The 14,140-nt window shown below is 60.5% G+C and carries 12 protein-coding genes and 1 tRNA gene; 4 read left to right on the top strand and 9 right to left on the bottom strand.

Annotated elements, in window-relative coordinates; all coding sequences use genetic code 11:
* The first annotated feature begins 118 nt into the window (after window positions 1-118).
* Window positions 119-1,912 carry an arylsulfatase gene (locus QAO71_RS12960; protein WP_074777831.1) on the top strand — a complete coding sequence of 598 codons (1,794 nt, stop codon included), beginning with the start codon at window positions 119-121 and terminating at the stop codon, window positions 1,910-1,912.
* On the opposite strand, the gene QAO71_RS12955 is transcribed toward QAO71_RS12960, so the two are convergent.
* The 7 genes from QAO71_RS12955 to QAO71_RS12925 all read right to left on the bottom strand — a co-directional run bounded on the left by QAO71_RS12955 (window position 1,851) and on the right by QAO71_RS12925 (window position 9,828).
* Window positions 1,851-2,564, bottom strand: a complete 714-nt coding sequence (locus QAO71_RS12955; RefSeq protein WP_074777833.1) for a TetR/AcrR family transcriptional regulator — start codon at window positions 2,562-2,564, stop codon at window positions 1,851-1,853. The genes QAO71_RS12960 and QAO71_RS12955 overlap by 62 nt on opposite strands.
* A gap of 70 nt (window positions 2,565-2,634) precedes the next feature.
* The gene (locus QAO71_RS12950; RefSeq protein WP_136868902.1) at window positions 2,635-4,596 is read right to left on the bottom strand and encodes an alkyl sulfatase dimerization domain-containing protein; all 1,962 of its coding nucleotides are present in this window, start codon (window positions 4,594-4,596) and stop codon (window positions 2,635-2,637) included.
* A 35-nt stretch (window positions 4,597-4,631) separates the two neighbouring features.
* A complete protein-coding gene (locus tag QAO71_RS12945) occupies window positions 4,632-6,224 on the bottom strand; it encodes a GMC family oxidoreductase (protein ID WP_280164623.1) in 1,593 nt (530 codons plus the stop codon).
* A 16-nt stretch (window positions 6,225-6,240) separates the two neighbouring features.
* Entirely contained in the window at window positions 6,241-6,786 is a 546-nt protein-coding gene (locus QAO71_RS12940) for a twin-arginine translocation pathway signal protein (RefSeq protein ID WP_280164622.1), read from the bottom strand.
* Window positions 6,787-6,817: 31 nt separating this feature from the next.
* On the bottom strand, window positions 6,818-8,236 hold the full coding sequence (locus QAO71_RS12935; protein WP_280164621.1) for a coniferyl aldehyde dehydrogenase: 1,419 nt from the start codon (window positions 8,234-8,236) through the stop codon (window positions 6,818-6,820).
* Window positions 8,237-8,497: 261 nt separating this feature from the next.
* Complete coding sequence (locus QAO71_RS12930) at window positions 8,498-9,511, bottom strand: alpha/beta hydrolase (RefSeq protein ID WP_280164620.1); 1,014 nt, start codon at window positions 9,509-9,511, stop codon at window positions 8,498-8,500.
* 240 nt (window positions 9,512-9,751) lie between these two features.
* A tRNA-Met gene (locus tag QAO71_RS12925) sits at window positions 9,752-9,828 on the bottom strand.
* 212 nt (window positions 9,829-10,040) lie between these two features.
* Here QAO71_RS12925 and QAO71_RS12920 point away from each other — a divergent pair.
* Entirely contained in the window at window positions 10,041-11,222 is a 1,182-nt protein-coding gene (locus tag QAO71_RS12920) for a GGDEF domain-containing protein (protein ID WP_169304566.1), read from the top strand.
* 31 nt (window positions 11,223-11,253) lie between these two features.
* Window positions 11,254-12,312, top strand: a complete 1,059-nt coding sequence (gene dinB / locus QAO71_RS12915) for a DNA polymerase IV (RefSeq protein ID WP_280165688.1) — start codon at window positions 11,254-11,256, stop codon at window positions 12,310-12,312.
* On the opposite strand, the gene QAO71_RS12910 is transcribed toward dinB, so the two are convergent.
* Complete coding sequence (locus tag QAO71_RS12910; RefSeq protein WP_036988500.1) at window positions 12,301-12,747, bottom strand: hypothetical protein; 447 nt, start codon at window positions 12,745-12,747, stop codon at window positions 12,301-12,303. The genes dinB and QAO71_RS12910 overlap by 12 nt on opposite strands.
* Before the next feature lie 138 nt (window positions 12,748-12,885).
* On the opposite strand from QAO71_RS12910, the gene QAO71_RS12905 reads away from it, so the two are divergent.
* Window positions 12,886-13,668 carry an SDR family oxidoreductase gene (locus tag QAO71_RS12905; RefSeq protein ID WP_036988501.1) on the top strand — a complete coding sequence of 261 codons (783 nt, stop codon included), beginning with the start codon at window positions 12,886-12,888 and terminating at the stop codon, window positions 13,666-13,668.
* On the opposite strand, the gene QAO71_RS12900 is transcribed toward QAO71_RS12905, so the two are convergent.
* A complete protein-coding gene (locus tag QAO71_RS12900; RefSeq protein WP_280164619.1) occupies window positions 13,653-14,135 on the bottom strand; it encodes a DUF2489 domain-containing protein in 483 nt (160 codons plus the stop codon). The genes QAO71_RS12905 and QAO71_RS12900 overlap by 16 nt on opposite strands.
* Window positions 14,136-14,140 lie beyond the last annotated feature (5 nt).

The following is a 14,140-nucleotide window of genomic DNA, read 5'->3' as shown; positions in this document are numbered from 1 at the left end:
CAAGCACTTGCAGCTATCCGCCGAGCGGGTTGGTCAGCCGGCTTGTTTACAAAGTAGAGTAATTGCTCTATATAATCAAGAACACGGATAACAACTACGACAGACGAGATCGCACACCATGCTCAGACTTCCTCCCCTGGCCCTGCTGTTGGGCACGCTTGCGTTGCTCGCGCCGCTATACGGTCAGGCTGACACCCGCCCCAATATTCTGTTGATCGTCGCCGACGACATGGGGTTTTCCGATCCTGGCGTCTACGGCGGTGAGATCAGTACACCGAATATCGATACCTTGGCTGCCGAAGGTATCCAGTTCAGCAACTTCAACGTGGCCGCGACCTGCTCCCCGACGCGGGCGATGCTGATGACCGGCGTCACCAGCCACAAGGTCGGCATGGGCAACATGAAGGAGATCATGGCCGACAACCAGAAAGGCCAGCCCGGTTACGAAACCTGGCTCAATGATCAGGCCGTGACCTTGCCGACCCTGCTGCGAGATGCCGGCTACCGCACTTATATGGCCGGCAAATGGCATCTGGGCTCACGGCCGGAGAGCTTGCCCAACGCCAGGGGATTTGATCGTTCGGTGGCCCTGCTTGAAAGCGGGGCTGACAACTGGGAAGCCAAGCACTACCTGCCCGCCGGCACGGCGACCTGGGTTGAAGATGGTCAGCCGATCAGTCTGCCGGATGATTTCTATTCGTCGTTCTACTATGCCGACAAGCTGATCGAATACCTGAGCAGTGAGCAGGGCAGTGAGAAGCCATTTTTTGCCTACCTCGCATTCCAGGCCGTGCACGCGCCGCATCATGCGCCCGAAGCCTATGTGGAAAAATACGCCGATACCTACCAGGGTGGCTGGGATGTGCTTCGCCAGCAGCGCTATGAACGGCTGACCGCCATGGGATTGCTGCCCCGCACTGCCGAGTCGGTCATCAGCAACGACTGGGGCACTTTTTATGATACCCAGCCAATCGACTGGGACGGCCTCAGCGACGAAGAGCGCGCCTATCGCGCCCGGCAGATGGCGGTCTACGCAGGCATGGCCGAAGCCATGGACGAAAGCATCGGCCGGGTCATCAGTCACCTCAAGGCCAGTGGCGATTATGACAACACGCTGATTGTCTTCATGAGCGACAATGGCGCCGAGTCCACGGTACTGACCGAAATAGCGCCGCTGTTCTACCGCTTGCGCTACGATCAGGACTATGCGGACCTGGGCCGCCCCGGCAGCTGGAGCGAATATGGTCCCGGTTGGGGCTATGCCGCCAACACGCCGTTTTACTCCTACAAGGGCTCGCCTTTCAATGGCGGGCTGCGGGTGCCGATGATCGTGCGGTATCCGGGGGTGATCGAGCCGGGCTCGCGCACCTCAGCCTTCGGTTATGTGACTGATATCGCCCCCACGCTGCTGGAGCTGAGTAACACCGCGGTGCCGGACGGTGAGTATCAGGGACGCGAGGTGCATCGCATCATGGGCACCAGCATGGCGCCGCTACTGCGTGGAGAGAGTGACCGCATTCATGCAGACGACGAGGTGGTTGTCTACGAACTGGCCGGCGGCATAGCCATCTGGCAGGGCGACTATAAACTGGTGGTATCGAATTCCAGCGCCATTGCTTCACGTGCCGGCATGCTGTTGTTCAACATGCAGGATGATCCACTGGAGCGTAACGACCTGTCAGCTCAGCAGCCCGAACGTGTCGCTGCGCTGATGGAGGCTTATCACAGTTTCGTGGCCGAGCATGGGCTCGTCGAGGTGCCGGAGGACTACAACGCCTGGGAACAGCTGAACCGCAACGCCCGTGAACAGTTGCTTGACCGTCATGGCCACCAGCTGCTGCTGGGTGCGGTCATTCTGGTGCTGCTGCTTGGCTGGTGGCTGCGGACGCGACTGCGTCGTCGCCGTCGCTGATCTCTCCCAGCGGCACATAGAGGCGGTCGCGCAGGGCGCTGACCGCCTCTTGGTACTCGGGTGCCACATACCCTTCTTCCAGAACCAGTATCTGATAGATGCCGCGGCGCATGAGCTGCTCATCCAGATCGGACTGGATACCCCGGGTGGTCGTCAGAAACTGCATCCAGGAACTCAGCACGATCCACACATTGATACTCAGGGACTCCGCCTGCTGCGGGCTCAGCAACAGGATGCCCGCGTCGGCAAAGGCCTGATAGATGTGCTGGGTGCTGCGCAAGCTGCGCTGGGCGAACTGCCGATAGCGGGTGGCCAGTTCGGGGTCGGCTTCGAGCAGGTATTCCAGGCCCTGATGCATGAAGCGAAACTGCCACAGCAGGTCCAGCAGGCTTTCCAGATACCAAGCCTTGTCTTCCAGGGTGACGCTGGCCTCTGCTGGCAAGGTAAAGAAAACCTCCATCTTGCTTTCGAACTCGTTGAAGAGTTCGGCAACGATCATGGGTTTGTTGCGAAAGTGGTAATAGAGGTTGCCGGGTGACATGCCCAGGTGGCTGGCGATGTGGTTGGTGGTGATGTTGCGCTCGCCCTGGGTATTGAACAGGTGCAGGCTGGCTTGCAGGATACGGTCGCGGGTGCTTGGCTTTGCAGCCATAGTCAGGTCTCTCATTGTTTCGCTGGGCAGCTCCCCTCAGTCACTGGAGAAGTGACCGAGGGGCTGTCGCTTAGTCGGTGATCGGCTCGATCAGCGCGAAGTCCGGGGTGAAGTTATCCATCAGGCTCAGCAACTCGAGAAAGACTTGCGGATTGCCTTCGATGCGGATATCTCCGGACTTGATGGCCGCTGGAAAGCTGTTCTGTTGCGTCAGGATAGCATTGAGCGTTGCCCGGGTCATAGTGATGCTGGCGTCGGCATCCGGCGCGCTGCGCTCGGGCAGCCAGGTCAGCGTGGCGTTCTGCAGGTTGAGGCGGAACTGTTCGTCCGTGTCAGTGAAGCTCCAGTTCAGTAGCATCTGCTTGCCTTCGGCCCTGGGACCATTCAGGCGTACGCCGAGCAGATCGAAGAACATGCCGGAGTCCAGCGCCTGCAGCAGATCGGTGGCAATGGCACCGGCAGACTGTTGTGCCGTCCCGTTGCGCAACTCCATGGCACCGGACAGGTAGACATTGCGCCAGGGGCCGGATTCGGCCTGGTAGCCGAGTTGTTCAAGCGCTGCGGCATTCAGTTGCCGGGCAGCCTGATTATCCGGTTCGGCGAACACCGCCTGGCTCATGACCGAGGCTACCCAGCGGTACTCGCCGCGGTCGAAGTCCTGCCGGGCGCGGGAAACTACCTGCTCGATACCACCCATGTACTCCATGGCCTTGCGTGCTGCTTCCTGCGTCGGCAGAGGGTTGAGGTTGGCCGGGTTGGCGTCATACCAGCCCAGGTACTTCTGGTAAATGGCGCGGGCGTTATGGCGCAGGGTGCCGTAATAGTCGCGGGCGATCCATTCCTTCGCCAGGCTGGCGGGCAGCGTGAGCTGCTCGGCAATTTCGTCGGGGCGGTAGCCCTGGTTCATCAGCCGTACGCTCTGGTCGTGAATGAATTTGTACAGATCGCGTTGCACGGCGAGAAAGTGCCGGGCATCGTCCTGATTCCAGACCGGCCAGTGGTGCTGGGCCATCAGAATGTCGGTGCGCGGCCCGTATTTCTCCAGAACCTCATCGATATAGCGTGACCAGAGGCTGGCGTCGCGCACTTCGGCGCCGCGCAGGGTATAGATATTGTGCAGCTGATGAGAGGTGACTTCGGCGGTGTTGAGCACCCTGGCTGCGGGAAAATACATCATCATCTCCGCGGGTGCTTCACTGCCCTGGGCCAGGTGAAATTCGACCTCGACCCCGTCGATCACCTTGGTTCCATTGGCGGTAATGATGTCGGTGGGCGGAATGAGTGTCAGCGCGCCATGGCTCAGTGCCTTGCCCAGGCCATTGTCGACATGCCCGGTAGCGCTGGCGTCCAGTTCGGTACCGTACATGTACATGGCGCGACGGGTCATGGCGTTGCCGGCAATCACGTTCTCGCTTACCGCGTGCTCCATGAAGCCTTCTGGCGCGTAGATGCGCACGCGCTGCTGTTGGATGTCCTCATCGCTGACGATGCCGCGCACCCCGGCAAAATGATCCACATGGCTGTGGGTGTAGATCACCGCCACCACCGGTTTGCTGGGGCGGTGTTCGAGATAGAGGTTCAGGGCGGCTCTGGCGGTGGTGGGCGACAGCAGTGGGTCGATGATGATCAGCCCGGTCTGACCTTCGATGACGGTCATGTTGGCCAGATCCATGCCGCGAATCTGGTAGATCCCGTCGGTGACCTTGAACAACCCATGGATGCCGTTCAGTTGAGCCTGACGCCACAGGCTGGGGTTCACCGTGTCTGGAGCTTCTCCTTCAACGAAGGCATAGGCGCTCATATCCCAGGCGGTGCTGCCATCCGGGTTGCGTAGCGGGCCGTCTGCCGGGGCGGCGATAAAACCGCGGCGGGCATCTTCGAAGGCCTTGCGGTCACTGAAGTCCAGTTGCTGCAATACGGCTGCGTTGGCCTTTACGGTGGTGGGTTCTGCTGGTTGGCCATCGGCAGATGCGATAAGTGGCAGGCACAGGCTGGCAGCCAGCAAGCCTATGGCATAACGTTGTTTGTTCATTATTATTCTCCGTTTTCAAGAGTGCAGCTAACCGGCTAACCGGCTAACCGCTCGGCGAGCAGGCTGGATAACCTGGCTGTCAGCCCATAGATCGACAGCTGCGGGTTGGCGCCGATGCTGGTAGGGAACAGCGAGCCGTCGTGAATCGACAGATTCTCCAGCTGGTGGTGCCGGCCAAGGCTGTCGGTGACGGCGCGGCTGGCGTCTTCACCCATGGCGCAGCCGCCCATGACGTGGGCGCTGCCCAGACGGGCCTTGAAGCGGCGCAGGTCGAGCGCGTCGATCATCTCCTGCGCTTCGGCCAAGTTGCTTGCCGGGCGAGCATCATTGTGCACCGGAGTCACGGTGCGGGCGCCGGCGGCAAACTGGATCTCGGCCATGCTCTGATAGGTGCGCCGCACGGCCTCCCAGGTGTAATCGGTCAACTGGTAATCCAGCACCGGGGAACCATCGCTGCGCAGCTGCACTTCACCTTGTGAACTGTCCGGGTGAAAGCCATCGCGCAGCAGGGCAATCATCATGTTGGCGTTGGGTAGCTGCTGCATCAGCTCGCTATTGGCCACGCCCGTGCCGCCGAGGACCGTAGCACTGAAGCCAGGTTGCATGGGCGGCACCTCCAGTTTGTAGCCCATCGGGCCGGTGGCACCGTCCTGCCACTGGAAATGGTCGGAATAAATGGACTGGGGAGCGCCATAGAAGGGATTGATCTGCTGGTCGAACTGCGCCCAGGAAAAGGTCGTGAGGTGCAGGAAGGTGCGCTTGCCGAGGATGCCATGCGGATCGGGCGCTTCGGAGCGCAGCAGCAAACCTGGGGTATTGATGCTGCCGCCGGCCAGGATGTAATGCCGGGCGTGAACCTGGATCCGCCGACCGGTCGGCGCGACGCAGCGCTCATCCATGGCTACGCACTCGAGCCCGGTTACACGGCCACCGTCCAGCTGCAGACGCTCGGCCCGGGCGAGGTAGATCAGCTCGCCGCCATTATCCAGCAGCGCCGGGATGCTGGTGACCAGCATGGACTGCTTGGCGTTGGTTGGGCAGCCGAGACCGCAATAGCCGAGATTCCAGCAGCCGCGCACGTTGCGTGGGATGACCTGCCAATGCAGCCCGAGCTTCTCGCAGCCACGGCGCAGCACGTCGTTGTTGGCATTGGGCGGCATGGCCCAGGGGCTGATGCCCAGGCGCTCTTCCATACGAGCGAACCAGGGTGTCAGCTCTTCTACGCTGTGCCCAAGTACCTCATGCTCACTGGCCCAATGCGCCAGGGTGGGCTCGGGCGTGCGGAAGCAGGACGTCCAGTTGACCAGGGTAGTGCCGCCGACGGCGCGGCCCTGCAGGATGGTAATGGCGCCGTCCTTCGACATGCGCCCCAGCCCTTCCTGATACAGGTCGGGGTAGGCCTCATGTTCCTGCAGCTTGAAATCACTGCTGGTGAACAGGCCGCCTTCCTCTATCAGCAAGACCTTGAATCCGGCTGCGCTGAGTATTTCCGCGCTGGTGGCACCACCGGCGCCGCTGCCGACGATGGCGATATCCGCTTCCAGGGTCAGATCCTGCTCCAGTTGTGCAGCGTTGGTCACTTTCCAGTCGCGCTTGAGTCCTTCGGTGAACAGATCCGGAATGGGCATGCAGGGGCTCTCCTGTTCAGATGCGCGGCGGGCCTGGATAGCCGCATTGCGGCCATGACGCCGGGGTGCTGTAGCAGGACAGCAGAATCAGATTGGTCAGAGCGTTCTGGCCTTGTTGCAGCAAGGCGAAGGAGCTGTTTTCCCAGCGCTTGAGGAAGGCTTGCACCGCCTCGTCGCTGGCATTCTCCCAAGAGCCCCAGATGCCGGTTACTGCGCCGCGCGTGACGCCCAGAGTCAGCAGATCGAACAGCTGCAACAGCTGGGTGTTGAGGCTGGGTGACAACTGATTCAGGTTGTTGTCGAGCGCCAGCAGAACGCCTTCTACAATGGCGGCCTGTTGCTCTGCCGGGAGCGCGCCAACCAGCACCACTGGGATTACCCGACGCAACATGGGCAGATCATCCTTGCGCAGTTGCTGGAAACCCTGCGCGGGGGTATCGGCCGAGCAACCGCCAAGGCTGGCGATGCCGCCGACGGTAGTCAGGACGGCGGTGCCGAATAATCCCAATTTGAGCAACTGGCGACGATTTATGCCGGGGGCGTCTGCAGTGGTGTCGGGCATTATTATTGTTGTCCTTGGCCGGGTGAGTTGGTCAGCGAATCAGCAATTTGCGCAACAACTTCTGCATGGCGCTGCCGTAGGGCGGATACAGCACCCGCGTGGCATTGAAGCGCGGCTTGCGCAATACCCCCTTGGCCTTGCTGAAGGTCAGAAACCCCTCATGACCATGGTAATGGCCCATGCCGGAAGGCCCGATACCGCCAAAGGGCAGGTCGCATACCGCGACATGCAGCAGGGTCTCGTTCAGGCCCACGCCGCCGGAATGGGTCTGCTCCACTACCCGCTGTTGCTCACCCCGGTCGTAGCCAAAATAGTAGAGCGCCAGCGGGCGCGGACGGGCATTGATATAGGCGATGGCGTCGTCGATCTGCCGGTAGGGCACGATTGGCAGCAATGGGCCGAATATCTCATCCTGCATCACCAGCATGTCATCGCTGACATCCAGCAGCAGGGTAGGGGGCAAACGTCGCTCCTGACCTTCGGCGAACAAGGGGAGCAGTCGGGCACCCTTGGTCTGGGCGTCCTCCAGATAACTGTTCAATCGCGCCTGCTGGCGCGGATTGATGATGCTGGTGTAGTCGGGGCTATCACTGAGCTGCGGATAGAACCGGCTGATCACCTTGCGGTAAGCCTCGACAAATGCGTCCACCCGCGCTTCCGGCACCAGTACATAGTCCGGCGCCACGCAGGTCTGCCCGGCATTCATGGTCTTGCCGAAGGCGATGCGTTCGGCAGCGTCGTCCAACGGTACCGTTGCCGAGACAATGGCCGGTGATTTGCCACCCAGTTCCAGCGTTACCGGGGTCAGGTTATCCGCCGCCGCGTGCAGAATATGTCGGGCAATGCTGGTGGCGCCGGTGAATAAAAGGTGATCGAAGGGCAGGCGTGAAAAAGCTGCACCCACATCAGCCTCGCCCAGCACCACAGCAACCTGATCCTCTGGAAAGGCTCTGGCCAATAGCTCCTTGACCAGTTGGGACGTAGCCGGGGTTGATTCACTCATCTTGATCATTACCCGGTTACCCGCCGCCAGCGCACCGAGCAGCGGGCCGATGGCCAGAAAGATCGGATAATTCCAGGGCACTATCACCCCGACGACGCCCAGCGGTTGATAGAACACCTGAGCCGAGCCCGGTTGAAAGGCGATGCCCAGTGGGCGTCGTGACGGTTTCATCCAGCGGCGCAGATGCTTGCAGACATGATCGATGGATTGCAGGCTGGGCAGTATCTCGGCAAACAGCGTCTCATCCCGCGAACGGTTACCGAAATCCCGACTCACCGCCTCAGCCAACGCTTCCTGTTCATCTGCCAGAACTGTGCGCAGTCGTTTCAGCCAACTCAGCCGAGTTGCCAGCGAAGGCATGGGATCGGCCTGAAAAGCATTGCGCTGCTGCTTCAGTAACGAAGCCAGAGGCGCCTCGATGTCGCTACGGGAAGGGCTACTATCCACTGAAAAAGCTCCGGGCGGGATTGGAGTAATTATTCTAATCTTTGTAAAGCAATGCCGCAGCAGGGTCAAGAAGGATTTCAAGCCCCGTCATCCTCGGCATAGGTCGGATCCATCCTTCCTAAGGTGTTTGGTAAAGCGGGCATGAGGCATACCCGCACGTTGACCTGTGGCAACGCGCAGGGCCGGTTCGCGGCAGGCAATGAGCTTTGGTAGCGAATGAGGCGCACCAGGCGCCTCATTGTTGAGCGGCTGAGGAAGGAGCTACTTGTTCAGTTGGGCAAGACCTTTTAGCAAAGCCTCATGAAACTGCTCCGGTGCCTCCACCTGCGGTGAGTGTCCCAACTCGGGAAACTCCACCAGTGTTGCGTTGGGAATGGCCTCGGCGGTTGCCTGGCCTAGTTGGGGATACTGGCCCAGCTGCTCGGCAACGGCCTCGGGCGCGCGATTGGCACCGGGGGCGGTGCGATCCTTGCCGCCAATCAACAGCAGGGTCGGCGCCTGAATGTTCGGGAACTCATGGACTACCGGTTGGGTGAACAGCATCTCGGCGGTCTGCGCCTGATTCCAGGCGACGATTTCCTTGCCGGGGCCGGCGTACATGCCGTATGCCATCTCGACCCAGCGGTCGTACTCAGGCTTCCACTCGCCGTTATAGTAGTACTTCAGCTGGTAGTTCTTGATGCCTTCATAGGTGGTTTTCAGCTGCCCTTGATAGAGCTGGTCGATGGTGGCGTAGGGCACGCCCTTTTGCTGCCAGTCTTCCAGGCCGATCGGGTTGACGAGTACCAGTTGCTCGACCTGTTCAGGGAACTGCAGCGCGAAGCGTGCGGCCAGCATGCCGCCCATGGAGTGGCCGACAACGGTGGTCTTGTGCGCACCCAGCTCCTCAAGCAGAGCGTGCGTGTTATCGGCCAGTTGCGCAAAGCTGAACTGGTAGCCGCGCGGTTTGCTGGAGCTGCAGAAGCCGATCTGATCCGGCGCGATGACGCGATAACCGGCCTGGCTCAGCTCCTTGATGCTCTGTTCCCAAGTGGCGCCGCAGAAGTTTTTGCCGTGCAGTAACACCACCGTCCGGCCATTGGCCTCGGTAGTCGGTTTGACGTCCATGTAGGCCATGTCCAGCGATTGTTGCTGGGAGGTAAAGGCAAAGTGCTCGACGGGGTAGGGGTATTCAAAGCCCTGCAATTCCGGGCCGTATTCGACGGAGGTATCGGCCTGCAGGCTGGCGACGGACAGCAGGCTCGCGCAGGCGGTGAGGATGACGGTTTTTTTCACATAGAACTCCCGGCTTGATCGACAACGTCCCGATACTGCTGCGTTGGTGCTAAGTCTTGCGGTAGACGGGGCAAGGCTATGGAGTATAGCAATGGATACCGGCGATGAAGGTGCCGGTGAGTTTCCGGATGTCACTTGGCAACCAGGGCAGCTTTACTGCTATGAAACGAGGGGAAAAAGGAGCAGAGCGCAGATGCAAAAATGCCTCGGATGGGTGACCATCCGAGGCATTTTCTATGTTGGTTGCGGGGGCAGGATTTGAACCTACGACCTTCGGGTTATGAGCCCGACGAGCTACCAGACTGCTCCACCCCGCGTCTGAGGTGGCTCATTCTACGGATTTAAGAAGGGCTGTCAAGCAATTGATGCAAAAAGAATTTTCAGGGGGCGAGTGGGGCGGCTATACCATTTTCATAAGACAGCTTGATGTTGTTGTGACATCATTCAATTGCTTCGGCCGGGAGGTGGTGGGAGACTTCCGTGACGGGATCAGGCGTGCTATATGGCTTGAAAGAATAAAGGGATGTCTATGAACGATTCCACTAAGCCCTACCAGATTTCTGCATTCTCGGCGGAATTCACCGATCCGTCGGAAGAGCAGGCCTTTCGAGCTTATATCCGGCCCTTGGCGGCGCGCAGTTTGCGGGTAGCGCTGATTGTCTGGGGTAGCTTGCTGCTGTTATTTGCCGGGCAGGATTGGCTAAGCCTCGGCTGGTCTGATGATTTCGTGACGTTGCTGGTCTGCCGAGTGCTGCAAGCCGGCATGTTGTTCATCTTTGTCTTCATGCTGGGCCGCAAGCCGCAGTTGGTTTCCAGCGGGCGTGTGGTTACCGTGCTGGAGATTGCCGGTTTCTTTTTATTCATGCCGGTGTACTTTCTGCTGCCGGAGGTGGCCGCTTTTACCATCGGCGTCATCGGCCTGATGTTGCTGTCGATGTTCCTGTTCGTACCCAACCGCCTGCTGCTGACTTTACTGGCTGCTGTGACTGGCGTGGTGCTGACGCTCAGCTGCATGGCCTGGAACGGGCGCAGTGTGGACATTCTCTTTGGCGCGTTCTTTATTCTGATGTTACCCGTGGCCACCGGCTATTTCGGCGCGCAACAGTTGCAGATGGTACAGCGCCGGCAGTATGCGATGTTCAATCAGGCGAAGGAGGCCAACCTCGCGCTGGAGGAGGAAGTGGAGCGCCGCAAGTTGCTGGAGCAGGAACTCAAGCGCCAGGCGACGACAGATCCACTGACCGGGCTGTTCAATCGCCGCCAGTATGAAATGCTGTTTCGCCGCGAGCGTGAGCGGTGTCGGCGTCAGGGTACGGCCATCTGCGTGGCCATGGTCGATCTGGATTATTTCAAGGCGTTGAATGATGAACTGGGCCATGACTGTGGCGATATGGCGCTGAAGCATGTTGCCACGCTGTTCACCAACCAGCTCCGGGAAGGGGATGTGGTGGGGCGTTTCGGCGGAGAGGAGTTCATCATTCTGCTGCCGGATACGGGGCCGGCGGAGGCCGAGCGGGTCATCGAGCGGCTCAGGCAGACGCTGGAAAATACGCCGGTGAGTTTGCAGGGTGAGCCACGGCGGCTCACAGCGACCTTTTCCATTTCGGCGGTGCTGGATGATGAGACGGACATCAGCGAGACGCTGCGCCGGGTGGATAGAGGATTGTATCGGGGCAAGCGTGCCGGGCGTAATCGGGTGGTGATGGTCTGATGTACAATGTCCGGCAAACCCGGCCGGACGGATTACCTTGCGCAAGATCATCCACATCGACTGCGATTGCTTCTACGCGGCCATAGAGATGCGTGATGACCCGCGCCTGCGCAACCGGCCCCTGGCGGTCGGCGGCGATCCGGGCAAGCGCGGGGTCATCGCCACCTGCAATTACGAGGCGCGCGCTTATGGCGTGCACTCGGCCATGGCCTCGGCCTATGCAAAGAAGCTCTGCCCGGATCTGCTGATCGTGTCCGGTCGGATGCAGGTCTATAAAGAGGTTTCCGTGGCCATTCAGGCCATTTTTCATGAATACACGCCGCTGGTGCAGCCGCTGTCGCTGGACGAGGCGTTTCTCGATGTGACCGATTCGTCGGCATGCCAGGGCAGTGCGACCCTGATCGCCCGGCAAATTCGCCAACGGGTCCAGGACAGTCAGGGCATTACCGTCTCCGCCGGCGTGGCGCCGAACAAGTTTCTGGCCAAGATCGCCAGTGACTGGAACAAGCCCGATGGCCTGAAAGTCATTTTGCCCGAGGAGGTGGATGACTTTGTACTGGCGCTGCCGGTAAACCAGCTGCATGGGGTGGGCAAGGTAACGGCGGCGCGTCTGCACAAGCTCGGTGTGGATACCTGCGGTGAGCTGCGCCAATGGCGCAAACAGGATCTGGCCCGTCAGTTCGGCAGTTTTGGTGAGCGTCTGTGGGAGCTGGCGCGGGGTATTGATAACCGCCCGGTAGTGGTGGAGCGGGTGCGGCAATCGGTGAGTGTGGAGAATACCTATGAACACGACCTGCCGGATTTGCAGTCATGCCTCGGTGCCTTGCCACCGCTGCTGGACAAGCTGGCCCAGCGCCTGGGACGGCTGGACGGTGGCTATCGGGTGAGCAAACCCTTCATCAAGCTCAAGTTCCACGATTTCACCCAGACCACCCTGGAACAGGCCGGGGCGCCAATCACGCCCCAGGGGTTCGCCGATCTTTGCAGCCAGGCCTTTGCCCGGGGTGGTCGGCCGGTGCGGCTGATCGGCGTTGGTGTACGGCTGGATAATGCCCACAGCCCGCTGGGTGAGCAGTTGCTACTGTTCTGAACGGGCAGCCTTGCTGCACTGCGGGCACAGATGGTTGTCGTCCCGAGGCGTCCAGCCAAGTTCGCTGATCCGCTGCACCGCCTTGCGGGTGCGCTGGGGCAGGTCATCTTTCTCCGCGGCGAGAAATTCGAACGCCTGCTCCTTGCTGCACTCATCACACTTGATCGACCAGCCCAACACCATCTGACCGCGCAGGTCCGGACCGTTGGCGGTGGCGGTCCACTGCCCGGCCGGGTTGATCAGATAACGCACCTTGCCCACCACCAGAGGCAGTGGCAGGTCCTTGCTGCCCTTGACCGTGCAGATCAGCGTATCACCCGGCTGGATGCCACCGCCCTGGCCGGTGACCTGATACAGTCCGCCGGCCAGCGTGCGGCATTCGATCAGAGTGTGGGAGGGGTTGAGCGCAGTGCGCCGGAAGTCGTGTTCAGCCATGGAAGCTCCGTTTTCAAGAGGGCACATGATAACACCGGTGCAGGGTGACATATCACTGAGCTCACTGATGGTCTGTCTCAGCCGTGGCGGGCGCTATGATCACTGGCCTGACTGGCGATTAAAACAAGAGGATTCATCATGAGTGTAATGCAGTTGTTCGATCTGACCGGCAAGGTTGCCCTGATCACTGGCGGAACCAAGGGCCTGGGTTTGCAAATGGCCGAGGCGCTGGGCGAGCAGGGAGCGAAGATTTTCCTCAACGCGCGTAACCCCGCCGAGGTTGAAGAGGTGGTGGCGCAATTGAATGCACGGGGCATCGAGGCCGGCGGCATCGCCTGTGACCTGGGCAAGCCCGAGGGTAACCCGGTTGCTACCCTGGTCGACGCGGCCGAGGCGCGCTTCGGCACTGTGGATATCTTGATCAACAATGCGGGCACCACCTGGGGTCAGCCTGCGGCCGAACACAGCTATGCCGGTTGGCAGAAGGTGATGGGCCTGAACGTGGATGTCTGCTTTTTGATGGCCCAGGAAGTGGCGCGCCGGTTCATGATTCCCCAGCGCTCGGGCAAGATCATCAACATCGCCTCGATCGCCGGTCTCAAGGGCAATGGCCCCAATACCGGTGTGTTCACCGTCGCGTACAACACCAGCAAGGCCGCAGCCATCAACCTGACGCGGGCGCTGGCAGGCGAGTGGGGTGCCCATGGTATCCACGTCAATGCCATCTGCCCGGGCTACTTCCCCACCAAACTGGCGAAGGGGCTGGATCACGTATCCGAGACGATCATCCGCAACACGCCTTTGGGGCGCGTTGGCGGTGAGGATGATATCAAGGGGCTGGCGCTGTTCTTCGCCAGTGACGCCTCGCGCCACGTGACCGGCCAGGCGGTGGCAGTGGACGGCGGTTATTCGGCCGTCTGATCCTTGCCGGCTGCGCCTGACGTAGCCGGGCGCACACCGCTGCTCAGCACCCTGGCGACCTGTACCACTTCGCTGCGGTGCTGGGCTTCCAGGGTTTCCATCTGCCGTTCGTGCAGCCGGCGCTGGGCCTTGGGCAGTTCCGTCCACGCTTGATGAGTGGGGATATGCGCGGTGGCATCGTAGATGGTCTCGAACACCTGTAGATCCACATCGGCCCGCCGCTGCCCGCTGTAATTATCCAGCAGGACCTTGATGCGGATCGCACCCTCGATCAGCGGCAACTGACCACTGAGCAGACTTTGCGCCAATATCCTGATGTCGCCCTCCAGCCGGGTATTGCGTTCCTGCTCCTGCTTGGCCAGGCGCTGCTGATTGCGCCACACCCGGCGCCAGAGGATCACGGCATACAGCGCCAGGGCGAAGATGGTGATCAGGCCGAGAATGATCAGCCAGTCATTGATTGTCATGGGAC

Origin of the sequence: Halopseudomonas sp. SMJS2 (genome assembly GCF_029866945.1) — a bacterium.
Classification (GTDB): domain Bacteria; phylum Pseudomonadota; class Gammaproteobacteria; order Pseudomonadales; family Pseudomonadaceae; genus Halopseudomonas; species Halopseudomonas bauzanensis.
This window is presented reverse-complemented; position numbering and strand designations above follow the sequence as displayed.